The organism is Corallococcus sp. AS-1-12, from assembly GCF_020036995.1.
Lineage (GTDB): Bacteria > Myxococcota > Myxococcia > Myxococcales > Myxococcaceae > Corallococcus.
On sequence record NZ_JAIQDD010000013.1, the window covers coordinates 129,465 to 154,466 of the forward strand.

Annotated in this window: 20 protein-coding genes; 9 read left to right on the plus strand and 11 right to left on the minus strand. The window is 72.1% G+C overall.

The features are described 5' to 3' along the window. Positions 1-2: 2 nt before the first annotated feature. Positions 3-728: an acetoacetyl-CoA reductase gene (gene phbB / locus K8556_RS21720; RefSeq protein WP_223741992.1), complete on the minus strand. Its 726-nt coding sequence runs from the start codon at positions 726-728 to the stop codon at positions 3-5. Positions 729-948: 220 nt separating this feature from the next. Between phbB and K8556_RS21725 the strand changes: the two genes are divergently transcribed. Continuing rightward, positions 949-2,091, plus strand: coding sequence for a patatin-like phospholipase family protein (locus tag K8556_RS21725; RefSeq protein ID WP_223741993.1), 1,143 nt, complete (start codon positions 949-951; stop codon positions 2,089-2,091). 36 nt (positions 2,092-2,127) lie between these two features. Beyond that, complete coding sequence (locus K8556_RS21730; protein WP_223741994.1) at positions 2,128-2,454, plus strand: hypothetical protein; 327 nt, start codon at positions 2,128-2,130, stop codon at positions 2,452-2,454. Positions 2,455-2,528: 74 nt separating this feature from the next. Here K8556_RS21730 and K8556_RS21735 read toward each other — a convergent pair whose 3' ends face one another. Beyond that, positions 2,529-3,980, minus strand: coding sequence for a hypothetical protein (locus K8556_RS21735; RefSeq protein WP_223741995.1), 1,452 nt, complete (start codon positions 3,978-3,980; stop codon positions 2,529-2,531). 181 nt (positions 3,981-4,161) lie between these two features. Here K8556_RS21735 and K8556_RS21740 point away from each other — a divergent pair, with 181 nt between their 5' ends. Further along, a complete protein-coding gene (locus K8556_RS21740) occupies positions 4,162-4,467 on the plus strand; it encodes a hypothetical protein (protein ID WP_223741996.1) in 306 nt (101 codons plus the stop codon). A gap of 122 nt (positions 4,468-4,589) precedes the next feature. After that, positions 4,590-5,000 (plus strand): hypothetical protein, encoded by a 411-nt coding sequence (locus tag K8556_RS21745; protein WP_223741997.1) that lies wholly within the window; start codon positions 4,590-4,592, stop codon positions 4,998-5,000. A 70-nt stretch (positions 5,001-5,070) separates the two neighbouring features. Here K8556_RS21745 and K8556_RS21750 read toward each other — a convergent pair whose 3' ends face one another. From K8556_RS21750 to K8556_RS21765, 4 genes are all read right to left on the minus strand, one after another. Further along, on the minus strand, positions 5,071-5,691 hold the full coding sequence (locus K8556_RS21750) for a glycoside hydrolase family 19 protein (RefSeq protein WP_223741998.1): 621 nt from the start codon (positions 5,689-5,691) through the stop codon (positions 5,071-5,073). A gap of 72 nt (positions 5,692-5,763) precedes the next feature. Continuing rightward, complete coding sequence (locus K8556_RS21755; protein ID WP_223741999.1) at positions 5,764-10,500, minus strand: CHAT domain-containing protein; 4,737 nt, start codon at positions 10,498-10,500, stop codon at positions 5,764-5,766. Next, positions 10,497-11,687, minus strand: a complete 1,191-nt coding sequence (locus tag K8556_RS21760; protein ID WP_223742000.1) for an ABC transporter substrate-binding protein — start codon at positions 11,685-11,687, stop codon at positions 10,497-10,499. Before K8556_RS21760 ends, K8556_RS21755 begins: the two co-directional genes overlap by 4 nt. Then, the gene (locus K8556_RS21765; RefSeq protein ID WP_223742001.1) at positions 11,680-13,995 is read right to left on the minus strand and encodes an MFS transporter; all 2,316 of its coding nucleotides are present in this window, start codon (positions 13,993-13,995) and stop codon (positions 11,680-11,682) included. Before K8556_RS21765 ends, K8556_RS21760 begins: the two co-directional genes overlap by 8 nt. Positions 13,996-14,099: 104 nt before the next feature. Between K8556_RS21765 and K8556_RS21770 the strand changes: the two genes are divergently transcribed. The 5 genes from K8556_RS21770 to K8556_RS21790 are packed head-to-tail and all read left to right on the plus strand — an operon-like array spanning position 14,100 to position 20,217. Then, positions 14,100-15,359, plus strand: a complete 1,260-nt coding sequence (locus tag K8556_RS21770; protein WP_223742002.1) for an OprO/OprP family phosphate-selective porin — start codon at positions 14,100-14,102, stop codon at positions 15,357-15,359. Positions 15,360-15,375: 16 nt separating this feature from the next. Then, the gene (locus tag K8556_RS21775; protein WP_223742003.1) at positions 15,376-16,134 is read left to right on the plus strand and encodes a hypothetical protein; all 759 of its coding nucleotides are present in this window, start codon (positions 15,376-15,378) and stop codon (positions 16,132-16,134) included. Continuing rightward, positions 16,131-18,191 carry an MFS transporter gene (locus K8556_RS21780; protein WP_223742004.1) on the plus strand — a complete coding sequence of 687 codons (2,061 nt, stop codon included), beginning with the start codon at positions 16,131-16,133 and terminating at the stop codon, positions 18,189-18,191. Before K8556_RS21775 ends, K8556_RS21780 begins: the two co-directional genes overlap by 4 nt. After that, positions 18,188-19,240 (plus strand): hypothetical protein, encoded by a 1,053-nt coding sequence (locus tag K8556_RS21785; RefSeq protein WP_223742005.1) that lies wholly within the window; start codon positions 18,188-18,190, stop codon positions 19,238-19,240. The genes K8556_RS21780 and K8556_RS21785 overlap by 4 nt, the downstream gene beginning before the upstream one ends. Next, positions 19,237-20,217, plus strand: coding sequence for an ABC transporter substrate-binding protein (locus K8556_RS21790; protein ID WP_223742006.1), 981 nt, complete (start codon positions 19,237-19,239; stop codon positions 20,215-20,217). Before K8556_RS21785 ends, K8556_RS21790 begins: the two co-directional genes overlap by 4 nt. Here the strand turns inward: K8556_RS21790 and K8556_RS21795 are convergent. From K8556_RS21795 to K8556_RS21815, 5 genes are all read right to left on the minus strand, one after another. Next, the gene (locus tag K8556_RS21795; RefSeq protein WP_223742007.1) at positions 20,189-21,001 is read right to left on the minus strand and encodes a hypothetical protein; all 813 of its coding nucleotides are present in this window, start codon (positions 20,999-21,001) and stop codon (positions 20,189-20,191) included. The two genes, K8556_RS21790 and K8556_RS21795, sit on opposite strands and share 29 nt — an antisense overlap. Positions 21,002-21,131: 130 nt before the next feature. Then, on the minus strand, positions 21,132-22,379 hold the full coding sequence (locus K8556_RS21800; RefSeq protein WP_223742008.1) for a hypothetical protein: 1,248 nt from the start codon (positions 22,377-22,379) through the stop codon (positions 21,132-21,134). 185 nt (positions 22,380-22,564) lie between these two features. Continuing rightward, on the minus strand, positions 22,565-23,317 hold the full coding sequence (locus tag K8556_RS21805) for a DUF5953 family protein (RefSeq protein ID WP_223742009.1): 753 nt from the start codon (positions 23,315-23,317) through the stop codon (positions 22,565-22,567). 1 nt (position 23,318) lies between these two features. Next, complete coding sequence (locus tag K8556_RS21810; RefSeq protein WP_223742035.1) at positions 23,319-24,239, minus strand: DUF6310 domain-containing protein; 921 nt, start codon at positions 24,237-24,239, stop codon at positions 23,319-23,321. A 178-nt stretch (positions 24,240-24,417) separates the two neighbouring features. Beyond that, complete coding sequence (locus tag K8556_RS21815) at positions 24,418-24,969, minus strand: DUF488 family protein (protein WP_223742010.1); 552 nt, start codon at positions 24,967-24,969, stop codon at positions 24,418-24,420. Positions 24,970-25,002: the final 33 nt, after the last annotated feature.

A 25,002-nucleotide genomic window follows, 5' to 3' on the forward strand; every position in this document is an offset into this window, starting at 1 on the left:
CTTCAGTACATGTGCTGCCCACCATTGATGGTGAGCGTGGCGCCGGTGATGAAGCCGGCCTTGTCGGAGGCGAGGAACGTCACGGCGCGGGCGATCTCGTCGGCGCGCCCCAGGCGGCCCACGGGGATGCGCGCGCGGATGCGCACCAGCTCGTCCGGAGGCACGGAGCGCACCATGTCCGTGTCGATGTAGCCCGGCGCGATGAGGTTGGCGGTGACGCCGCGGGCGGCGCCCTCGCGTGCCAGCGCCAGGGTGAAGCCGTGCATGCCCGCCTTGGCCGCCGCGTAGGCCGTCTGGCCCAGTTGGCCCGTCTGCCCGTTGATGGAGCCGATGTTGATGATGCGGCCGAAGCCCCGCTCGCGCATCGGGCCCACCACCACGTTGCACAGGTTGAAGCACGAGGTGAGGTTCGTCTGGATGACCTCGTTCCACTGCTCGGGCGTCATCTTGTGCAGCATGGCGTCCCGGGTGATGCCGGCGTTGTTCACCAGCACCTCGATGGGGCCCAGCGTCTCGACGATCTTCTTCACGCCCGCGACACACTGGGCGGTGTTGGCGGCGTCGAAGCGGAACGCCGGGATGCCGGTGCGGCCCGTGAAGTTCTGCGCCGCCTGCTCATTCGCATAGTAGGTGACCACCACGCGGTACCCCTGCTGCCGCAGGGCGTCGGCGCTCGCGGCGCCAATGCCGCGCGTTCCTCCCGTCACCACTGCCACGCGTCCACTCATGTCTGTCTCCAGGGTTGAAAGCTGCGCCTGAAGGACGCGGACGCCCGCCGGGTGTGAATGTCGTCACTTCAGGGCCGGTGTGGATTCACAACCGGGCGCGCGCGGACGTCCCAGGAGCGCCGCCCTGGGGAGCGGGGGACTGGGAAGGGTGGATTGGGATCCATCAGCCCTCCGCTCCTCCGGGGCGGCACTCCACCGCAGCACCCGCGAGAGGACATCCATGACACAGCCGCAAGCACCCCAGGAGCGCCCGCAGGTCATCGTCGTCTTTCAAGGCGGTGGGGCCCTGGGCGCCTACCACGTGGGGGCCTATCAGGCCCTGGAGGAGGCCGGCCTGCGTCCGGACTGGGTCTCCGGCATCTCCATTGGCGCCTTCACAGCCGCGCTCGTCGCGGGCAACCGCCCGGAGCAGCGGCTCGAGCGGCTGGAGGCGTTCTGGCGCGAGGTGTCCTGGCCGGGCAGTGAGTGGGGCTCGCTCTTCAAGGGCCGCCTGCGCCAGCTCTTCAACCTGGGCAGCCACATGACCAGCCTGCTCTTCGGCCAGCCCGGCTTCTACGCGCCCCGCGCGGTGTCCCCGCTGCTGGCGGCGCCGGGCACGCCGGAGGCGCTGAGCTTCTACTCCACCCGGCCCATGCGCTCGACGCTGCGGAGGCTGGTGGACTTCGACTACCTCAACTCCCGCGCGACGCGGCTGAGCCTGGGGGCCACCCGCGTGAGCGACGGCCACCTGGTGTTCTTCGACAACACGCGCGGCGCCCTGGGGCCGGACCACGTGCTCGCCAGCGGCGCGCTGCCGCCCGCCTTCCCGCCCAGCCTCATCGACGGGGAGCTGTACTGGGACGGCGGCTGCGTCACCAACACGCCGCTCAACGCCATCCTGGACGACCCGCCCCAGCGGCACTCGCTCGTCTTCATGATTGATTTGTTCGAGGCGCGCGCGCCGCTGCCCCAGAACCTGGACGAGGCGAGCTGGCGCATGAAGTCCATCCAGTTCGCGGGCCGCACGTCGCAGCAGGTGGACCAGTTCGCGACCGTGTGGAACCTGCGCCGGACCGCGACCCAGGTGACGCGGCACATGTCCGCGTCCTCGCCGCTCGCGTTCAGCGACGAGCCCCTGGCGAAGCCCGCGCCCCGGCTGGACATCATCCACCTGACGTACCAGCGCGGCGCGCACCAGATCTCCAGCAGCGACGCGGAGTTCTCTCGCGCCTCCATCGCGGAGCGCCGGGCGGACGGCTACCGGGACATGAAGCGCGCCCTGGAGACCTCTCCGTGGACGCAGTCCATGGCGAGCGGGCCCCAGGCGTTCGGTGACGAGGACCTGTCGCCGGCCGAGGCGGGCGCCGTCGTCCACCGCCTCTAGCGCAACCCCGCTGTCTTGACCCGAAGGAGCAATGCCATGACCGAAGCGAAGAGAGTCGATCCGTATGCCCACCTGATGGACCTGGGGCGGGGCGCCCTGCACCAGGCCATCGCCGCCCAGCGCTCCGCGCTCGAGTACTCCCGCCAGTTCGTGGAGGGGGACGCCGCCGCGAGGCCGCTGCGCGCGCAGCACGAGGAGTGGGTGCGCAAGGCGCTGGAGACCCTGGCGCCGCTCTACGCGCTGGAGCAGGTGGCGCGCGAGCAGTGGGTGAAGGCGCAGGCCAGCCTCTTCGAGCTGGCCGACGACACCCTGCGCAACCTCACGCTGCACGGGGTGGAGCGCGGCGGGCACCGCTCCGCCTGAGGTCCGCGGGCGTCGCGAAGCTCGAACCCCGGGGGGCCTTCGCGCGCCGCCCGGGGTTCTGTCGTTTCCAACCGTCAGCGCGGGGCCAATGGCAGACGCGCGGCCGGGTCGCCCAGGAGCACGTAGCCGCCCAGGTCCTGACGGAGCATCCACAGGTGCGAGCGCCGCAGCGGATCCACCGGGGAGGGCTTCCCGGCGCTCCGGGCCGCCTCCTCCTGGTCATACAGCGTGGTCAGCTCCAGGTTGGCCTGGTGGCCCCCGCGCAAGAGCCAGCTCAGCCCCAGGCCCACGCGCCGGCCTCGCGCCAGTTGCTGGAGCGGCTCCAGGAAGCGGGACACCTTGCCCTGGCGGTGGTCGCGGTCCTGGAAGCCATACGTCCACGCCAGGTCCACGTGGCCGATGACCGCCAGCGGGCCCTGGGGGTTGGCCAGCGCGGACTGCGGCAGCGCCGCGACGAAGGGGCGCTCTCCGGGCCGGGGCAGCGCCGCGGTGAGCGACTCCAGCCTCCCGCTGAACTGGCCTCCCGCCTGCAACTGCTTCAGCCAGTGATGGAAGGCGCTGCGCGACGGCGTGCCCGCGCCGAAGCACGCGAAGAGGAACCAGATGCCGCCGGGCAGGAAGGGCCGTTGTGCCAGCGCCGCGCCCTCCAGGTGCTGGCCTTCCCCCAGGCAGAGCGCCCCCTGGAGCGCGAGCTTCGCGTCGGTGCTCCGCCAGCCCGCGCGGGGACTGCCCAGGCCGTGGCTCATGGAGAAGAGGAGGGTGGGCTCCTGGTGCGCGGCCTCGGTCAGCAACCCGTCGGCGCCGGGCTCTCCCGGCACGCCCAGCTCCAGCACGTCCCGCGCGGGGAAGCGGCCCAGCTCCCGCGCCTGCCGGGCCGACGCGATGGCCGGGGCCACCAGCGACTGGTAGCCCGTCCGCGTCGCGGCGGTGCCGTCGTGGACGGTGAAGAAGAGCGAGCGGGGCTGGCGCTGCGCGGACGGCGCGCCCTCCCAGCGCAGCACCTTGTCCACGTAGGCCGCGTAGTCCTCGTCGCGCCGGAAGGCCAGCCGCCCCACGTAGGCGTCGTGGGCCGCGGCCTGCTGCAATTCGAAGGGCACCTGGTGGAAGTCCCCCAGGAAGAGCAGGTAGCGGGGCCGGTCCTCCACGGGCACCGCTTCGTCGTCCAGCACGACGCGCACCCAGCGGGTGAAGTCCTCCAGGTTCCGCCCCTCCGCCGCCAGCTCCGCGCTCACCCGGTAGACGCGCACCGGGTGGCCGTCCTGCTGCTCCTGCCGGTGCTGGCGCAGGGGCTCCACCAGCGCGAGCAGCCGGTCTCCCTCGGGCCCCTCCGGCGCGACCAGCCCCCAGCGCTGCGCGGGCAGGGAGTTGGGGTCTTCGCCGTCGTCCCACAAGTGGCTCTCCTTGCGCCCGGGCGCGTCGTCGTCGCGCGCGGCCCGTGACACGGCGTCGGCGGGCAGGCCGTCGGGGGCCACCGGCTCGTGTGAATCGGCGTGGGACAACAACAGCTCGACGTTCCGTGTGTTCATCTTCGGGGTGGCTCCTGGCGTGCGCGCCCGGGAAGTCGGGCGCGTGACGGCAGGACGCGCCGGGTGGCGGCCGTGTGAGTCCGCGATGTCTGGCGTTGGCATTCACACACAAATGGCGTGCGGCGTCCTCTGGACGCAGTGCCCGGCTTATCGCCGTCAACCCAATCCCAGGAGCAAACCCATGCAGTCCGCCGCCCAGTTGTCCGCGTACATCATCGCCTTCGCGGGTGCCGCCCGCACCGCGCAGCGCCTCATGTCGTCGGGCATGGATCCGATGACGATCGCCGAGTACTACTTCGAGGTGAACCTCACGAGCGACTTCGAGATCAAGAGCGAGACGGACGTTGCCCTCAACGTCTGGCGCATGAGCATCAAGGAGAAGCTCACGCTCGACTACAAGGAGCACATGGGGCTCACGGTGAAGTGCACCATCAAGCCCGCGGCGGTGCTCGCGGCCCAGGGTGGCAGCACCGGCGGCGGCGCCTGACGTTGGCCTTCCGTCTCCACGGAACCCGCTGAAGCAAGACACACCCGCCGCCGCCGGTGCTTCGCCTTGAAGCACCGGCGGCCGCGGCTCGCCATCCACCCTTCCTTGTTCCATCCCATCCCATGGCAAAGCCCAATCCCACGCCTGACCACGCGCAAGTCCTCATCCACGACCTCATCCTGGCCGTCCAGTCCTCGCTGGACATCGCGGAGGAGACGGCCCGCAAGCACTACTCCTTCTCCGTGGCGGAGCTGGAGGTCTCCGCCAGCTTCGACTTCGAGATGACGGAGCAGGACAGCGACATCCCCGAGGACAAGCCGCAGCCCAAGCGCTGGTTCTCCCTCTTCGGCGGCGGGACCAAGAAGGAGCACACCCGCCTGCACGACCTCAACGAGAAGGACTCCAGCAAGCTCACGGTGCGCATGTTGTTCCGCCCCGGCGGCAAGCACCTGGCGGGCGGCACCGCCGAGTCCGACAGCGCTCCCGCGGAAGAGGAGGCGGCGCCCGAGCCCGCGCCCGCGAAGCGCAAGTAGGTGGCATGAAGACTCCGAGCCCGCGGCCTCCGACAGGTCGCGGGCTCTTCGTGTTTCAGGGGGGCGCTTCCTACTTCTTGTCCAGCACCCGCATCGCGCGCTGGTAGTAGGTGTCGCGCGAGGCCTTGCCGTTGTAGCCGCCGTTGATGCGCCGGGTGATGGCGTCGAACTCGCCCTTGTCGGCGTGCTTGTTGAGGTCGCGGCTGTTCCAGAACCAGGCGGCGGTGCGGAAGCCCACGTCCAGGTCGGCCGCGCGGGTGGGGTTCTCCTCCAGCTCCAGCTCCAGCGCCCTGCCCGCGGCGCGGTAGTTGGCGCGGCCGGTGATCTGGATGGGCCCGCGGCCCTTGTAGCGCGCGCCGTCGCCCGGCTTGACGTTGCCCAGGTCCTTGCGCCGCTCGTAGGCGCGGCCGGACGCCAGCTCCTCGAAGTAGCGGAACTCGGCGCTCTCGTGCGCCAACTGCGCCAGGAACGCGGCCTGCCGGCGCGGCGTATTGATGCCCGCCTCGGACATGGCGTCGTTGAGGTGCGGCAGGACCTCTTGCGCGCGCGCCTTGGGGAGCCTGGGCAGGAAGGAGCGCAGTTGCTCCAGCGTCAGCGCCTGGAAGGTCTCGCCTTTCGGCTCGGCGGATTCGTCGGACTGCGAGGACTTGGGGGACTTGGAGGACTTGGAACCAAAGCCAAAGAAGGCCATCGGTGGGCTCCCGGGTTGTGGGTGTCTGGAAGACGCCGGGTGTCTGGGAGTTGTGAGGGCCGCTGAAGGGCTTCAGGGCTCGTCCGGGAGCGGTGCGCGCCCGTGCTGCTGCTCACACGCGGCGTTGGCCTCCAGCGCCTTCGCGGGCAGGTCGCCCAGCAGGCCGCGCCGCTCGCCGGGCGTCAGGCACGCGGAGCTGGTCGCCTGGAGCTTCTCCTGGAGCCGCTCGATGGGGAGCGGCTCGCGCGGACGCCACACGCGGGCGCTGCCGTCCGTGGAGCCGGTGACGAGCCGGGGCTCCTCCGCGCGGGGGCTGAACACGGCCGAGGTGACCTCGCCCTCGTGCGCGGAGAGGACGAGGTACGGCTTCCCGGGCGCGTCCGTGAGCCAGACGCGGGCGCGGCCGTCCGCGCACGCGGTGACGACGCGGCCCCCCTCCGGGCTCCACGCGGCCCAGGGCACCGGCGCGTCGTGGCGCAGGAGCGCGCGCACGCCGCGCACCCGGCCGTGCTCCACGGTCCAGAGGCGCGCCGTGCCGTCCTGCGAGGACGTGAGCACCTGGGTGGCGTCCTTCGGGTGGAAGGCGGCGGAGAGGACCCAGTCGTCGTGGCTGTAGAGCGTGGCGGTGAGGCGCCCCTCCGCGCTCCAGATGCGGGCGGTGCCATCTTGTGACGCGGTGATGAGGCGCTGGCCGTCCGGGCTGAAGGCCACGGAGCGGACCTGGTCGCCGTGGCCCTCCAGCGCGACGGGTGGCCGCGTCCCATCCACGCTCACGATGCGGGTGGCGCGCGGGCTGGAGGCGAGCGCCACGCGCTGACCGTCCGGGCTGAAGGCGGCGCCGAAGAAGGGCTCGCGCTGGGACGCCAGCACGCGCCGGCCCGCGGTGCTGCCGTCCGCCGGCCACAGGCGCGCGGTGCCGTCCAGCGAGGCCGTCAGCAGCCACCGGCCATCCGGGCTGAAGACCACGGAGCGCACGTCCCGCGCATGGCCCTTGAGGACGTGCGTGGCCCGGCCGTCCTCCGACCAGAGCCGCACCGCCCCGTCCTGCGACGCCGTGGCCACCTGCGTGCCGTCCGGGCTGAAGGCCACGGACCAGAGGAAGCCTCCGGACGTCTGGAGCGGGAGCGAGTCCTGCGGCGCGTCCAGGCGCCACACCCGCGCGGTGGCGTCCACGGAGGCGGTGACGGCCTGCTTGCCGTCCGGACCGAAGCCGCCCCACAGCAGGGTGGACCGGTGGCCGAGCAGCAGCCGGGGTGGCATGTCCTCGCGGGTGGACCACAGGCGCGCCGTGGTGTCCGAGGAGACGGTGAGGATCCACTCGCCCAGCGGCCCCCCGAAGGTGGCCAGGCGCACGGCGCCCTGGTGTCCGCGCAGCACGCGGGGCTCGCCGCGCCCGTCGGCCCGGAAGACGCGCGCGGTGGTGTCCACCGACGCGGTCACCACCTGCTGCCCGTCCGGGCTGAAGCGCGCGGTGGTCAACTCACCCTGGTGGCCCCGCAGCGCCACGGGGGCGGGGGCGCCGTTGACGGGCCACACGCGCGCGACGCCGTCGCGGGCCACCGTCAGCACGTGCGTGCCCTCCGGGTCGAAGACGGCGGAGGTGACGGGGGCGGGGTGGGGCAGCTCGCGCGGGCCTTCCGTTCCGTCCACGGGGATCAGGCGCGCGGTGCCGTCCAGCGAGGATGTCAGCAGCCATCGCCCATCCGGACTGAAGGCCACGGTCTGCACGGCGCCCCGGTGCCGCACCTCTCGCGGCGCTCCGGTGCCGTCCACCCGCCACAGCCGCGCCAGCCCGTCCCGCGAGGCCGTGGCCACGAGCTGACCGTCCGGACTGAAGGCGCCCCACTGCACGACGCCGCGGTGCCGGAACGTGTGCAGCAACGCGCCGTCCGCCGTGTTCCACAGCCGCGCCGTGCCGTCGTGCGAGGAGGTGAGCACGCGCTGCCCTCCCGCCGGGCTGAAGGTGGCGTGGTAGACGGGCCCCGAGTGGCCCGTGAGCACCACCGGCGCTCCCTCGCCGCTGGTCCGCCACAGCCGCGCGGTGCCGTCCTTCGACGCCGTCACCACGCGCTGCCCGTCCGAGCTGACCTCCACGTGGACCACGGCCTGCGTGTGTCCGCGCAGCACCGCGCGGCTCAGCGGCTCCTGGAGGACACCGGACACGTCCTGCGCCCAGCCCTGGAGCCGGGCGGGCTCCTGGACCTCGCGAAGCATGAGCAGCGCCAGCGTGGGATTGTCCCGCCGCAGCTTCCGGGCCACGTCCAGCAGCACCAGATCCCTCGCGCGCTGGGCGTGGTGCCGCGCCTCCTGCCGCTCCCGCTGCGCCCGCGCCTCCAACTGACGCGCGTTCCACGCGAGCCCCGCCATGCCCACCGCCACCACCAGCGCGGCCACCAGCATCCGCACCAGACGCTGGCGCGCCGACGCGTCCTGGGCCTCGGCGGAGGCGATGCTGGCGTCCAGCAGTTGGAGCACGTCCTCTCCCGGCTCCTCGCTGTAGCGCCGCAGGATGTCCTGCGCGTAGCCCAGCCGGCTTCCGGACAGCAGGTAGGGCGCGCCGCCGTCGGGGGCGCTCCGGTGCGCGATCCAGTCCTGGGCCCAGGTCTCCAGCTCGCGGAAGTGCTGGATGCGCTCGCGGTCCGCGCGGGCCCACTCCTCCAACTGGGGCCAGGTGCGCAGCAGGGACTCGTGAGACAACTGCAACCACTCCACGCCCGCCGCGTCCTCCTCCCGGGTCAGCAGCCGCGCGGTGAGCAGCACCCGCAGCACCCGGTCGAAGTCCGCGCGGGGCTCCGGCAGGGTGGGGCGCAGTTGCTGCGAACGCACCCGCCTGCGCCTTCCATGCGAGGGCCCACCCTGGAAGTCCACCAGCTCCACCAGCAGCCGGCGCGCCTGGGCCCGGGCGCTCGGGGGCAGGGATTCATGGAGCCGGTTCGCCGCCCGCTTCAGCGCCCCCGCGACGCCGCCCAGGGCCGCGTAGGCGCGGTGGGTGAGCTGCTGCCCCTCGCGCTCCTCCCAGAGTTGATCCAACGCGTACTGGAGCAGCGGCAACGACCCGGGCTCCTGCCCCACCTCCTGGAGCAGCCGGTCCACCAGCCCGGCCTCGAAGCGCAGCCCCACCTTGTGCGCGGGGCCCTCGATGGCCGCTCGCAGCGCGTCGCCCTGGAGCTCCGTGACGAAGAGGCGGTGGGCGTCCGAATACACGGCCGCGTCCAGGCGCGTGCCCTCCGCGTCCACCACCAGGTCGCCGCAGCGCCCCAGGTAGTCCACCTGGAGCGTGGCCAGCACCACCACCCGGCGCTCCGGGTCCTTCGCGAGGCCCCACAGCGCGGTGGCCAGGTCGCGGCGCGCCGGGGACTCCATCGCGGTGAACAGGTCCTCGAAGGGGTCCACCAGCAAGAGCTGCCGGCGCTCCGGCGGCGCCTCGCGCACCTCGTGGAGCACCTCCGCCGCGCCGTGTCCGGGCTTGAGCAGCCGCACCTCCCAGTCCGCGGCCCGGAGCTCCTGGGGCAGGCCCGCCAGGGCGAGCGAGGACTTGCCGCTGCCGGAGACGCCGGCCAGCACCTGGAAGCGGGGACGCTGGCCCTCCACCGCCTCGTGGACGCGCTGGAGCAGCTCCTGCTGGAGCGACTCGCGGCCGAAGAAGAAGCGGCGGTCCTCCTGCTGGAAGGGCAGCAGGCCCCGGTAGGGCCTCAGCGCCACCGGGCGCGTGTCTCCGCCGTGCTCCGCGCGCGCATAGAGCTGGAGCGAGACGTGGTCCAGCGCGGTGGTGTCCAGCGCCAGTTGCCGCCGGGCGTCCCCCACCGCCTCCTCCAGCGACGCGGGCGTCACCAGCAGCGCGCGGTAGAGGGCGCGCGTGAGCACCACGGAGCCCGGCACGGAGAGCAGCAGGCGCGAGGCCACCACCGCGGGCAGCCCCGCGCGGTGGAGCGCCTGGGCCACGCTGCCCAGGTGGTTGTCCGTCGCGCCCGCGCCGCTCTGGCACGCGCACAGCACCACCAGCCGCAGCGTCGCCGCGTGGGGCATGAGCAACTGGCGCAGCGTCGCGCCGTCCACGAGCTCCGGCTCGCCTCCCTCCCAGGACGCGTCCCAGAGCAGCCCGTACGTCTGCCCGCGCCGGCCGCCGTGGCACAGCAGGTGGAGCACGGACACGGGCTCGCCGGGGCGCTGGAGCGCCTCCGACAGCGACGCCAGCGAGACGTGGGGCAGGACGTCCCGCTCCGGCTCGAACGGGTACGCGCCCTGCCGGCAGGCGGTGCTCAGCTCCTGAAGGTGCGCCCGGGCCGGCACCTGGCCTCCGGCGGCGGACCAGGCGAAGAGGACGCGGCCCTGCTGCGAGGTGCCCGGCGTGGGCACCTGTCCGGACGCGGGCCATTCGTAGCGGATGTGGACACCGGGCAGCTCCGCCACGGTGCGCCCGGAGGTGCCCAGCGTGAGCAGCTCCCAGGGCAGCGCGAAGAGCTCCGCCGCGGCGAAGCGGAAGGTGAGGTGCACCGGGCGCCCCACCTGGACGGCGGCGGCGATGTCGTTCGCCTGGGCGTCCCAGCCCACGCCCTCCAGGAACGCGCGCAGCCGCTCCCCCAGGCGCTGCACGACGTTGCGGTCCGGCTGGGGCTTCTCCAACTCCGCCAGGTCCGACAGGAGCGCCGGCTCCCAGTCGAGCGCCGCGCGCGCGTAGCTGCCCCCGGCGCGGCGCAGGAGGTACTCCTGCGGCTCCATCCGGAAGTGGAACGGGTCGCCCGCCTCGTGCGCGCGCACTAGCTCCAGCAGCAGCTCCAGGGGCGCGGGCCTCGCGACGCCAGCGCTCATGGCGGGGCCGCCGGGGCGGACACGGCGGGCTGTCCGTCCTGCCGCACCAGCCGGCCATCCAGGTCGTAGAGGGAGCTGGCCTGCTCCAGGAAGTGGAAGGGCAGCTTGATGTCCAACTGCCGCGCCCGCCGCAGGTGGATGGCCAGGTCCGGCGGGGAGATGACCCCCATGGGCAGCCGCGACGCCGGGATGCGCGAGCCCAGCACCTCCAGCATGTAGCGCGCGCCCAGTTGGCCGGCGCTCTTGAAGGGCACGCCAATGGACATGACCGCGCTGGCGTTCCCCTCGCGCACGGCCTCGCGCACGGAGCCCAGCACCGGGATGCCCTCGGAGTACCGGTCGATGCGCTCCAGCTCGTCGTACACCGCGGAGGAGGTGGTGACCCAGAAGAGGCTGTGCCGGCCGCCGGGGTCTATCTGCCGCATCGCGCGGGCCATGCGCGGAAGCTGTTCGGAGAGCGTCTCCTCCGCGCCGCGCTTGCCCTCCACCGCCAGCTCCAGCAGTTGGAAGCCGTCCCGCGCGGACAGCCGCCGCATGGCCTCCGCCTCCACCTCCACGGTGCTCTGGTTGCGGCGGTCGTACACCACCGTCAGCGCCTTCAGCGGGCCCAGCAGCTCCTGGAGGTAGTGCAACTGCACGTCGGGCGAGAGCGACAGCGAGACGAAGGCCATGTTGTCCGGCTTGGCCTGCTGGGAGGCGCCCTCCTCGAAGCCCAGCCACAGCTCCGGCGCCTTGCACAGCGCCACCACCGGCGTGGGCTGGTTGCCGAAGCGGTTGTAGAGAAAGCGCGTCGCGTCCGAGCCCATGGCGACGACCAGGTCGAACTGGCCGGAGTCCGCCAGCGCCAGCATCCGCTCCTGCTCCTCGCGGCCCGTGCCGAGCTTGTAGAGCGTGAGGCCCACCCGCACGCGCGAGGTGCGCAGCACGGGCAGCATGCCCTCCAGGATCCAGTTGAGGCTGCTCTGGGCCACGGTGAGCAGCACCAGCACCTCGCGCGCCTGGACCTGGGGCGTGGGGGGCTGCTCGGGGGTGATGAGGATCCGCTGCGCGCTCGCCTCCACCCGCCAGCCGCGAAGCGTCTCCGGCGGCAGCGCCACCCAGGCGGAGAGGTCATCCGTCTGGGCCTGGCCCGGACAGGGCACGCACAGCAGCAGCAGCAGCGACAGGACCCGCAGCCAGTCACGCATGGCGCACCTCGCGACCGGACGGGGGCCGGGTCATCCAGGAGTGGGCGGCCCCCAGCAGCAGCACCGCGACGCCCAGCCCGCCGAGCACCGGCAGCGGAGCCTCCGGGGGCCTCCAGAAGGCGCTGACGAGCAGCGGCCCCACGCACTGCCCGAGCGCGCCGAGCAGCGGGGTGACGGAGGCCCAGGAGCGCCCGCGCGCGCCCTCCGCCGGCGCGCCTTCGACGGGGTGCTCGAGCGGGACGAGGACGAGCCCGAGCGACACGCCCAGCAGGCAGAGCACCAGCGCGCGAACGGGCTCCAGCGCGCCGAACGCCGCGAGCGCGAGCAGTGACAGGCCGCAGCCCAGCACGCCCCCCTGAAGCAACCGCCGGCTCCCGTCGAGGCGCGGCGGCAGGGCATGGGGAAGCAACGCGCCCAGCGCGACGAGGGCGAGCAGTTGGCCGATGCGGTCCGTGTCCTTGCCCTCGCCCACGAGCCACAGCGGCACCACGAGGCCGGGCACGCCCCCGCGCATCAGCCACGCCGGCAGCCCGACGAGAAGCAGCGCCCGGCGGCGCTCGCGCGGACTCCACGCCCCTGGAGGCGGGGGCGGAGGCGTGAGGGAGGCCCGGAAGGCACGAGGCCCGGCGGACCGCTCGCGCGCCTCCAGCGGGGGCAGCCAGAGCCGCGCATACGCGAGCGCGCCGAGGCCACAGAGTGCCGCGAACAGGAACACCGGGGACGGGCCCAGGTGGGCCGCCACGAGCGCGCCCAGCACCGTGCCGGCGAGCAGGCCGCCACCCCGCGCCAGGGTGAGCCGCGCGAGGCGCCGGGGCGGCGGCCCCGGGGGAAGCGCGGCCATCAGATACGCCCGCGCCCCGGCGGCCAGCGCCCCCAGGCCGAACCCGCAGAGCCCGCGCAGCACCAGCCACGCGCGCAGGTCCGAGGTGAACGCCATCAACGCGAAGGCCGCGGCGGACACCCCCAGGGCCACCCCGAGCCAGCGCTCGAGATGCCCCCGACGCGCGTAACGCTCGGACGGCACGAGCGCGAGCGCGCAGGCCCCCTGGAAGGCCACGGCGAGCAGCGCGGCGCCGCCGCCCGGGGAGAGGGCCTCCGCGGCGACGGGGAGGAAGGCGAAGGGGAGCCCCTCCAGGAAGCCCCCGAGGAAGGCGAGGGGCTGGAGGCGGCCCACCGTCCGCGGTTCGAAGGCGCGAGCGCCCGAGCCGCGCCGGGGCAGCGGCGCCAGGGCTCCGAGCACCAGCAGGCCCAACAGGCTGGAGGCGGCGAAGAGGGCGAGGAAGCCCGGGACGGTGCGCCAGAGCCGCGCCTGGAGCGCGCCCTTCGCGGCGTCCACCTCCAGGCGCACGGGGAGGTTCCACGGGCCCTCCGTGAGCTCCAGGTCGATGGTGTACTCGAAGCGCTCGTCCCCCGTGCGCCCCGCGCCCGCGTCCACCTGGACGAGCACCCGTTCATCCGCGATGAGCGCCAGCGAGCCCAGGTCCGCGTTGGTGCGCTGGTACTCCTCCAGCAGGGTGTCCAGGCCCCGCAGGTGGGAGAGCGTCAGGCCCAGCCGCGCCGCCTCGTTCAGCCGCCGCGCCAGCGAGTGCGCCAGGCTGCTGGTGCGCTGGTGCAGCCCGTCCGAGTAGAGCTCCGCCAGCGCCACGGACGTGGCCAGCGTCAGGCCCAGGAAGCTCACGCAGAACGCCGCGCCCAGCCAGCGCCGGGGGCGCCGCATCCACAGCCGCTGCGCGCCCGCCACGAAGGCCCCCAGGAACAGCAGGCATCCCCCCAGCAGCGTGAAGAGGGGCTGGCAGCGCCGCAGCACCCGCTGGGACACCGCCTCCCGGGACATCACCAGCTCCAGGCGGCCCACCTCCCCGAAGCGGTCGGACAGCGGCAGCGACACGCGGAAGGCGCGCGCGTCCTCCGTCACCGCGAAGCGCTGGTGGGGCAGGGGAGGCACGCGCCGGGCCGCGGGGGCCGGGAGCTCCGGGCCGGGGGGCTCGGAGAAGAGCAGCCGGCCCTGGTCGTCCAGGACGCGGACCGCCTCCAGCGTGGGGTCCGCCTCGCGCAGCGTGCGCGCCAGTTGGGTGAAGCCGGTGAACTGCTCCAGCGCCATGCCCACGCGCAGGAACATCTCCACCGGTCCCTGGATGATCGCGCCCTGCGCCGCGAGCCGCTCGAACTGGAGGCGGGAATCCCCGCGCCACGCCTCGCCCAGCCCCAGGGCGACCACCCCTCCGAGCGAGGCGGTCAGCACCAGGAGGAGGGCGCCAAGCCGGGCCCGGCGCAACCCGCGCCCGTGCCGGAGGGAATGGACAGACATGGTTCACTCGCGAAAAAGCGGCTTCGTGCGCCGCGCCCTGTCTCCCTGGACGGCCCGCCCTTCGCGATGTGAACGGTTCACAAAGGCATCCAGGCCGCCGTCCCATGGGCATGCCCACACCCCACCTGCGTGTCCTTGTCTGGATGTCTGTCTTTGTTTCAATATTCCTGCTGCCCCTCCGGGCCCGCGCGGAGGCTTCGCCGCCCACGGGGGCCACCGTCCTCCAGAGCCGTGACGGCCGGTCCGCGCTGCGCGTGGGCATGGGCCTGCAGACGGACCTGCGGCTGACGCCCACCGACGATGGGCTCGCGAGCACGTTCCTCGTCCGCCGCGCGCGCATCAACCTGTCCGGCACCCTGGCGCCCTTCGCCGACGTGCGGCTCATCACCGACGTGGGCCTGCGCGACACGCCCCTCTACCAGGACGCATGGCTGGAGCTGCGCGCCGCGCCCTGGCTGCGGCTGCGCGCGGGCCGGCTCAAGGTCCCCTTCGGCTACGAGTGGCTGGAGACCTCCTCCACCTTCCTGGACTTCGTCGAGCAGTCCCTCCTCTTCTCCCTGGTGCTGCCCCGGTATGACCAGGGCCTGGCGCTCCACGGAGAGCTGGCCGGCAACCACGTGGAGTACTGGCTGGGCCTCTTCAACGAGGCGAGCAGCAAGGCGCGCGACGAGGACCGCGGGAAGATGCTGGCGGGCCGCCTCGCCGTGGTGCCGGCGGAGGGCGTCTCCTTCGCGGTGAGCGCCACCCACGCGCTGGGCGAGAACCTGCCGGAGGAGCCGCGCGGCAAGCTGGCCACGGGCCTCTCCTTCCTGACGGCGCCCCAGTACAAGGTGACGTACGCCACGGGCGCCACGGGCCTGTTCGTCGCACCCCCCGAGTGGCGCCTGGGCGCGGACCTCGTCTCCTTCCAGGGGCCCACGTCGCTGAAGGTGGAGTACGCCCGCTTCTTCTCGCCTTCGCGCGAGGGCTGGCTCACCGCCGCGGACCAGGGCCGGGAGGACCGGCGCGTGCACCTGACGGGGCTGCGCTCCCAGGCCTTCTACGCGTCCGGCACGTGGGTGCTGACCGGCGAGAAGAAGCAGGAGCGGGGCGTGGAGCCGGAGCGGCCCTTCGACCCGGGCGCGGACAGGTACGGCGCGGGCGCCTGGGAGCTGGGGCTGCGCTACGGCTTCGCGCGGCTGCGCTTCGAGGGGCTGCCCGACCACGACGGGCCCTCCGAGGAGCGCCTCCAGGAGCTGACCGCCGGCCTCAACTGGTACCTCAACGCCAACACCCGCTGGATGTTCAACGCCAGCCGGTACGTCTTCGCCGGAGGGCGGACCCCCTACGACGAGCTCCTCATGCGCATCCAGTGGTTCTTCTAGAGGGGAGCGCGGGGCCATGAGTCTGTTCTTCAAGCTGGGGGCCGCGACCGCGGCCATCCTGTGCTTCTCCATCGCGCTGATCGTCCTGCTCAACTTCGCCAAGTTCGAGACGACGCTCGGGGAACTCCAGCGGTCCCGGCTGCGCGTGCTGGCGCTGGACGCGAAGGCCTCCACCGAGGCGGCCATCGACCTGGGGCTGGCCCTGCCCGCCGTCCGCGACGCGCAGCAGATCCTCACCCGCGTGTCCGGCATGGACCCGGACATCCGGGGCGTCGCCATCCTGGACCGCCGGGGCACGGTGCTGTTCCAGAGCGGGCTGCACGCCACCACGCACCTGCCCGGCTCCGCCCGGGAGCGGGCCGCCTGGTTCGAGGCCGCCGCCGCCGCGCACGGCGGCACCTGGAGCCACTCGGACCGAGAGGCCCTGCTGGTGGGCGCGCCCATCCTCAACCCCTTCAGCCAGCCCGTGGGCCTGGTGCTCATCGCCTATGACCGCAAGGCGCTGGATGCGCGCGCGAGCGCCTTCCTCCACACCTTCGCCCGCCAGGCGCTGTGGCCGCTGGCCATCGGCTTCGCGCTCGTCTGCGCCCTGATGTGGCTGTTGCTCCGGCCGCTGGGCCAGCGCTTCCAGGCGATGGAGCAGGCCTTCCGGAACATGGATGGCCCGGCGCACGTGCCCCCGGCCGACGAGGCGCTGCGCGCCTTCGACGCGCGCTACCAGGAGGCCTCCGGGGCCCTGGCCCGCGCGGAGCGCTCGCTGGAGGGCCCGGCATGAGCCCCACCCCCACGAACGACCAGAGCCTGTCCCGGGGCCGCGTCTGGAAGGTGAGCCTGCTGCCCATGCTGCTCATCGTGGCGACGCTGGTGGCGGCGTCGCTCCAGGCCTCGCGCCTGTTCGAGGAGTCGCTGCGGCCGGACCTGCGCGCCAAGGCGGAGACGCTGGCTCAGACCGTGGCGCTCCAGTTCCACCGCGCCGCGGACCTGGGCATCCCGGTGAACCGGCTGGGCGCGGCGGACGCCTACCTGGATGACGCGGCCCTGGGCCACGAGGAGATCCGCTACATCGGCTTCGCCTCGCCGGACGGCCGCCTGCTGTACGCGTCCAGGGATTTGAGGGCGAAGCCCGCGTCCTTCTTCGACAAGGTGCTCAGGGCCCACACGCTGGAAGAGGCGCGCGGCCTGGCGCGCCTGGACGGGGAGCTGGACCTGGTCCACCCCGTGGAGTCGCGGGGGCGCGTCATCGGCCACCTGCACCTGGGCATCGACGCGACGTACGTCGAGCAGCGGCTCCAGGAGATCCACACCGACATCCTCATCACCCTGTTCGTGACGGCGCTGGTCACCGTGGAGGTGCTCATGGCGCTGATGGGCCTGCTGGTCCTCCGGCCGCTGCGGCTGCTGCGGCGCCTGCTGGAGCTGGGCGGGGAGGGGGACTTCACGCGGCAGGCCCGGGTGCGGCTGCACGACGAGGCCACCCGGGCGCTGGCCGCCGCGGGCAGGCTGGTGCGCGGCCTCAACCGCCGGCACGCGGCGCTGGACGCGCGCGCGGCCCGCACGCTGGGCGAGCGCTTCCGCTTCGGGGACCCGAAGGCCCCCGCCCCGCTGGAGGAGCCCGGGACGAGCGACCTGCGGCTGCCGCTGTTCGTCTTCCTCTTCGGCTCGGAGCTGTCGCGCTCGTTCTGGCCGCTCTTCGTCAAGCGGCTGTACCAGCCCGGCCCCTACTTCTCCGAGAGCTTCATGGTGGCGCTGCCCATGTCGCTGTGGGTGACGGCGATGGTGGTGTGCACGCCGCTGGCGGGGCGCCTGCTCAATACCCGCAGCAGCCGCGTGGCGATGCTGGTGGGCATGGTGCCCGCGGGCCTGGGGCTGTTCATGACGGGCCTCGCCTCCAGCCTCACGGAGCTCTTCCTCTGGCGCGTCGTCACCGCGGGCGGCTACGGCGTCGTGACGACCACGGCGCTGCTGCACGTGGCGCGCACGTCGAAGCAGAGCCACGGCGCGCGGAGCATGGGCGTATTCGTGGGCGCGTCCACGGCCGCCAGCGTCTGCGGCACCGCCATCGGCGGCATCCTCGCGGACCGCATCGGCTACGCGGCGACGTTCGGGGTGGCCGCGGCGCTGGTGTGCCTGGCCATGGCGCTGGTGCTGCTGCTGGCTCCGGACCTGGGGCCCGTCCGCGCGCGGGAGGAGGGCGCGGCCCGCCCGATGGCCGCCTACCTGGGCATCCTCAAGCGCGGGCGCGTGCTGCTCTTCATCCTGCTGGCGGCCATGCCGGCGCGCCTGGTGCTGACGGGCTTCCTCTTCTACCTGACGCCCCTGCGCCTGCATGAGATGGGCTTCACGGAAGCCGCCATCGGCCGGTTGATGATGGGCTACTTCATCGTCACGGTCTTCGCCACGCCGGTGGTGTCGCTGCTGGCGGACCGCCATGGCTGGCACCGCGGGATGATGCTCGTGGGCGGCGGGCTCTCCGGGCTGGGCGTGCTGCTGTTCGCGTCGGCCGGCGGCTCGTGGCCGCTGTTGGCCGCGGTGCTGCTGGTGGGCCTGGGACAGGCGCTGGCGGCCACGCCGCTGCTCGCCAGCATCCCGCCGCTCTTCGCCGAGGAGTGCGCCGGGTTCGGCCTGGACTCGCTCTTGTCCGTCTTCCGGATGATCGAGCGCGTGGGCAGCCTCGTCGGCCCGCTGCTCGCCGCCGCGCTGCTGGGCGCCAGCGGCTTCGTGCGCAGCACGCACGTCATCGGCGTCGGGATGCTCGCGCTCACCGCGGGCCTCGCCGCCTACCTCTTCCTGCGTTCCCTTCCACCCATCCCTCCCACACCGAAAGCCCCATGACCGCCATCACGCAGAACCTGTTGAAGCTGACGCCCACGCAGCGCGAGCGCCTGGACGTGTTGTTCCTCGCGCAGTACGCGCCGGACCCCGGAGCCCCCTGGCCCGAGCCGCACCCGGAGCACGGCGTGCTGCCGCGCTACAACCACGAGCTGTTCCACACGCTGCTGGGCCTGGGGCTGCGGTGCACTCCGTGCCGCTCGCTGGAGGACCTGGTCCACATCCGCAGCGAACCCAACTACGTCTTCACGCTGCTCAACCGCGCGCCGGTGCGCAACTCGGAGGTCTTCACGTCGGCGTTCTGCGAGTGGTTGCAGGTGCCCTACCTGGGCGCGCCCCCCAACATCCGCGCGCTGGCGGAGGACAAGCACCTCACCAAGCTGATGGCGCGCTCGCTGGGCATCCCGACGGCGCCCTGGGTGACGAGCCCGGCGGAGGGGAAGCTGCCGCCCGCGCCGGACTTCCGGGGGCCGTGGATCATCAAGCCGCGCTTCGGCGCCGCGTCCGTGGGCATCTCCGAGGACAGCATCCAGGAGACGGAGGCCGGGCTGCACGCGCGCCTGCGCCTGTTCCAGGACCTGGGCCAGGCCTGCCTCGTGGAGCAACTGGTGCCCGGCGTGGACCTGACGGTGCCGGTGCTGGGCGGCGAGGAGCCCCTGCTGCTGGGTGTCGCGGAGGAGACGTCCTCGCTGCCCCACGGCATCGTCACCCACCGGCAGAAGCGGCTGCTGGAGGGCGGGCGCGAGCGCCGCATGGCGCCGGAGGGCCCGGTCGCGGAGCGCCTGCGCACGTACGCGCTCCGGCTGTGCGCCGCGGTGCGGGACTTCGACTACCTGCGCGTCGACTTCCGCCAGCACCGCGACACCGGCGAGCTGTTCCTCCTGGAGTTCAACATCGGCTGCAACCTGGGCAGCCACGCGGCGGTGATGTTCACCGCGCGCGACGCGGGGCTCCAGCAGGCGGACGTCATCGAGCACATCCTGCGGCACAGCCTGGACCGCCAGGGCCGGATGTGGCGGCACGCGTCCGCCCGCACGGAGGCGGGGCGATGACGGCCCGCGCCTTCCTCGCCGGGCTCCTCCTGCTGTCGGCGGCCACCGCCTCCGCCGCGCCGTACCGCGTCTTCATGGTCATCCACCGCACCGGCGCGGAGGCGGACCAGGGCTTCCGGGACTACCTGCTCAGCGCGGGGCTGGAGGTGGAGTTCACCGTCCGCAACATCGAAGGCGACGCGAACCGGCTGCCGGCGGTCATCCAGGAGATCCGCGCGCGGCGCCCGGACCTCATCTACGCCCAGAGCACGCTGGTGACGGAGGGGCTCGTGGGCCGGGTGGGGGAGGTGGACCCCGCGCGGCACATCACGGACATCCCGGTGGTCTTCGCCATGGTGTCGGACCCCATCGCCTCCGGGCTGGTGACGCGGCTGGAGGGCTCCGGGCGCAACCTCACCGGCGCCGTGCACGTGGCCTCGCTGCCCGTGCAGCTCAAGGCCATGCAGTCCTTCATGCCGCTCCAGCGGCTGGGCGTGGCCTACAACCCCTCCGAGCCGTCCCAGCGCAACATGTTCGACAAGCTCAAGCAGCTCACCGCGCAGGCGGGCATCGAGCTGGTGGCGGTGCACCCGCTCGGCAAGGACGGGAAGCCGGACGCGGCGCGCCTGCCCGCGATGATGCAGGCGCTGGCGGCCCGGAGGCCGGACCTGGTGTACCTGCCCCCGGTGAACTTCTTCGCGCCGCACAGCCAGTTGCTGATGGACGAGGCGATCCGCCTGGGCCTGCCCACCTTCTGCGCCATCGAGGTGCAGTTGGAGGCGGGCGGCATGATGGGGCTGGTGGCGCCCTTCTACAACGTCGGGGGGCTGGCGGGCTTCAAGGCCACGCAGGTGTTGCGTGAGCACCGCTCACCGGCGGAGCTGCCCGTGGAGACGCTGTCCCGCTTCTCCTTCGAGGTGAACATGCCGGCCGCGCACGCGCTGGGGCTGTACCCGCCCATGCACATCCTCAGGTACGCGCGGATTCGCGAGCGGTAGCGCGGGCCGCCGCCACGGCGCCCAGGGGCAGCAGCTCCTGCAAGAGGTCGAGCAGGAGCTGCTGTCCCAAATCGTGGCCCACCGCGTGCGAGAAGCAGGACGCCAGCCGCAGGGCGTCCCAGCGCTGCGCGAGGGTCGCGGGCGCGAGCGCGATGTCCGTCAACTGCCGGCACAGCGCGTCCAGCGGCGAGGCCACCTGGGAGCCGAAGGCGATGCGGCGCAGGAGCTGGCCGGTCAGCTCCTGGAGGAGGGGCGCGTCCTCCCGTGACGCGTCCAGCGCCAGCGTCTCCGCCTCCGTGAGGTGGGCCTCCAGCCCCGCCGCGAGCAGCACCGCCTCCAGCACGCGGGCGCGCCGCGGGTGCGCGGGCTCCGCGGCCAGCGCGACGGGGGAGATGCCGTCCAGGAGGCCCAGGCGCATGTCGCGCGCCTGGGCCTGGGTCAGCCCCAGCTCGCGGCACAGCATGGCCAGCGGCAGGTGCACCGGGCCCTGGCGTCCGCCGTGCAGGGTCGCGGCCCGCAGCGCCAGGCCATAGGCCAGCAGGCGGTTGGGGGTGTCCGGCAGGCGCATGCGCAGCGACGCGAAGAGGGCGCTGCCCTCCAGCGGGGCGCCGGTCCGGCGTGCCAGGCGCTCCGCGAGCGACTCTCGCCGCGGATCGCGGACCTCGGGATCGCCCAGCACTTCGTGCCAGGCCTCCCGTTGTTTCGCCTGGGTGACGAAGAGCACCGCGTCCAACAGCGCCAGGTCCCTGGCTTCACAGGCCTCTGAGATGTGCGTTCGGATCATGCCGCCAGGACGGCGCCGGCGGCGGCGCTGTGATTCCCGGCGGAAATAAAAGAAGCCCCACGGGGCGGCTGCCCCGTGAGGCCTGTCGGAAGTCACCGGCGTCCAGCCGGGAACCGCCGCATGTGTGTGATTACTTGAGGGCCCGGTCGATGCGCCTCACCTCGCTGTCGTGGACCGTCACGGCGTCCAGGAGGAGGTTGGCGTAGGCCTGGGCCGCGGTGGCTGGCGTCTTGTTCACGCCGTTCGGACCGTTGAGGTAGAGGTCGAGCGCGCCCACGCTGGCCTTCCACTCGTCCTTCACCTGGGCCGGGGCCTTCTTCAGGCACTGGAGCCCCGCGTCGATGATGGTCTTGCAGTAGTCCTGCCACTGCGTGTTGCACGCCTGCCAGGCCTTGTGCTGCGTGGTGGTGGAGCCGGGGGGCGGGAACAGGGGGCTCCAGGACTCACCGCGGCCCAGGTGCGTGGAGGAGGCCGGGTGGCCGGTGGCCTCCATGAAGACGCTGCACGGGAAGCAGGAAGCGAGCTTCGTGGTCTTCTTGCCCACGGCGATCTCATACGGCGTGCCGGGGTTGTAGGGCGTCTTCTTGTTCGGGCTGGTGTCGTTGGCGAGCTTGTGGAAGTGCACGTCGTAGATGGCCTGGATCATCCCGTGCGTGTACGCGCAGATGTCATGGCCGCGCTGGGGCGTGGGGCCCTCGAAGTGCATGCCCTGCTGCTTGAGGCCCTGCTTCTCCGGGTCGCGGTCCTCGTGGTCCTGCATCGCCTCGGAGCCGATCATCCCCCAGGGCCGGTCCGCGGGCGCCTCGGGGGGGTGCCACCGCCGGCCGTAGGTGATGTCGAACGGCACGTTGTGCCGGAAGGTGCTCATCAGGCCGGTCTGCCCGTCGGTGCGGCCATCGATGAACCCCGTGTAGGCGCCGCGGCCCTGGTAGCCCAGCTTGTCCGCGGTGGCCGGGTTGGTGGCCATCAGGAACAGCTTGGCGGCATACCCATCCGGCAGCGGCGGGTTGTAGCGGTAGGCGTCGTTGGGGCTCTTGTCGCCGCTGCCGCCGGTGATTCGGCCACCGGTCGTCCAGATGGGCGTCGTGCCCAGCTCCACCTTCTGGTCGGGCTTGAGCCCCGACGCATGCAGGAGGTTGTTGAGCTTCTGGATGGCGGACAGGTGGGTGGGGTCCACCGGCTTCTCCCGCAGCTCCTGCTCGGTCAGCTTGTGGGCGTCCTCCACCTCGAAGTCGACCCGCGCGTGCCGCTTGTTCACGTCCGCGTTCGTCAGACGGCTCCACGCCCACCCGAGGACCGCCGCCGTCATGATGACGTCCGCGTCCTTGGCGTACTGCGTCCCCGGACTCAGGATGCCCTGCTGCTTCACCAGGCTCATCGAAGACCTCTCCCTCTGGAGCTTTGAGCGCCCGCTCCCATAGGCGTTGGAGCCAGGACGCGGAGCTGGAGCCCGTTGTGAAGGAGAAGGGGCCTCAGGGCCTCAGGGGACAGCGGGCCGGGGAGGGGGCACGCACGTGAGGTAGCCGAAGGTTCCAAGACGAACCTGGGGGCTACCTCTGAAGTTCACGTCGCGCGCCCACCGATCTCCGGGAAGCGCTCATAGGCCCGAAGGAGCGCTTCCAAGTGGGCGGGGTTGTCCAGGTCGAGCGGCGCGTCGGTGAGCCGCACGATCCACCCGCCCGACTCCGTGCGACGTGCTCGCGAGAGAAGTTCGGCGTCGCGATTCGGGTCCGGGAATCCGATGGCCTTCGCAGCGTTGACTGACCAGTAGTTCAGCCATCCGAGGCGATGCGGAATCTCAGGCGAACGGAGCTTCTCTGGGAGCTTCAACACAGGCAGCCCTCGGGGGGGAGGCTGCGGATTCGCTGCCCAGTTCTTCGTTTGACGCGCAATATCCGCCCCCGCGCTCGACGGCGTCGCCTGCCCCCACGATGCGCGTGCGCTTTCCGCTACGGCCTCCAACACGTCCGTCACCACCGTGAGTCCTGCTGCATCCGAGGGCATTTGCACATGGACCTCGAATTGTGCCTGGCCTCCGGGCGAACTGGCTGCTGGTAGTTCCAACCCGTAAATCATCACAGGATGATTCTCGTCGCCATTGCACACGAGAGAGAACCCCCCGTTCTTGGTCTCTTCCACGAGCCACGCGTCACGTTGTGGCAATGCGACGGGGTGCCCGTCTGCGGTGATCCTCCAATTCAGACGCAGGGAGGGGAACACTTGCTCCATTCCGTGAACCACCGACACAGGTCGACTGTCATTGCCCGCGAGCGCAGGTGCATATACGATCAGGGTCATTTTTTGCTTGGCTGTCATCTCAGCACCAGTCCATGACGACGATTAGATCACTGAGATCCGGAGCTTGTTCTCCCAGCGCTTCCTTGTGCGCTTCGCTGCGTACTCCGATCCGGAAGTCAAATCCGCAGGCACGCGCGAGGTCTCGCTCGATCCGCATCTCCGCCACCTGAGCACTGAGCACCCGTCCCCGGAGAAAGTCACTGTACGTGTTGAAATTGTCAGTTTTGACCTCCCACAGTGTACGTGTTGTCAGTTGCAGGGCGTCGAAGTTCTTCCCATTCACGAACACATCCCAGCCGGGAAAACTGTTGTTCGGGACTCTGTCGGCGCATTTGTTGTGTGGGTCATTGCCGCCACGGTGATTGACCCTTTGAGGTTTGCACTCCGGATGGTGTCCGCGATCTCGAGGGTTGGGAGGTGCCGGAGGAAACCAGTCCTGTCCCGCGGGATCGGGCTCCGTCATGGGCTTGCGTTGCGCTTCAACGTCCCGGGATAGCACCTTCGTTCCTCGTGAGGTCCCTGCCTCCTCGGGGTAGGCGTGGCGGAGTTCATATGCATCCAGCGCTTCCTTGATGGCGACGCCGACCACCACCACGCCAAGCACGATCACGGCTCCCACGGCAATCTCGGGAGCCGCCAGCACGCAGAACCCGATTCCCACGGCAACAGCGTCAGTAGAGGCAACCGCGCATCTTCCCGTGGTGTCGTGGAATTCGAGCCGGTCATGATCGAGGGTTCGATAACACCTCTCCACCAGAACCGGCCAGGGTCGGGATGCCTCGCGGACCACGCACTGCCCTCCGTCAGTCCAGGGCAGCTTCGCCGCCCGCTGGAGGTTGGTGAGTCTCTGGCTCCGCGTTCCGTGTATGCCGGGAGCCGGTGTCGACGTGGCGCACGCCGAAAGGAAGAGTAGGAGTGCGATGCAAGCGCGGAGTCGCATGGTCACGCCCTTTCAGTCGAGCCAGCGCTCCGCGGGGCAAGGCTGGCTGAATGTGGATCATGCCATGAGTCATGAATAGCCAGGACGCCTTGGGTTCCGCAAAGGTGCGGCCGCATGGCCCGGAGCGCAGGAGCGGAGCGATGAAGCTCGGACGTGAAGTCACCTGCGCTTCCTTACGTCACGTCGCCGGGTACAGCACCTGTCGCCCCCGCACTTCCGCGAAGGCCGTCAGCCGGTGCGGCTCCACGCGGGTGGGGCTCGTGATGTGCGTCACCAAAACACCCCGCGCCCAGAGCGCGTCCGCCACCAGCGAGCGATGGCAGCGCCAGCGCAGCGCCTCCGCGCACATCAGGGCCACCGGCCCCCGCAGCGCCACCTCGCGCAGCGCCTCCAGCCCCTGCGCGAAGTCCTCCGTCAGCATGTAATCCGCGTAGCCGCGAAAGCTCAGGTTGCGCCAGGCCGCGTTGGGCGAGTCCTTGCGCGGACGCCGCAGCCCTCCGAGCGCTGGCAGGTGCAGGTGCTCGACCCCCACCCGTGCCAGCGTCTTTCCCAGCACGTCCACGTTGAACTGCGGGTTCGTGCGGGAGCGCGGCACCGTGCGGATGTCCACCAGCGTCCGCACGCCGTTCGCCCACAGCATCTCCACCAGCTCCTCGATGGTGCGCGTGGAGTGGCCCAGCGCGAACACCTGGACGCCGCCCCATCCTCGCGCCCGCCTTGGCATCCTCATGGCCCGCTTCAATGTGGGGCGGAGGCCAGCGCC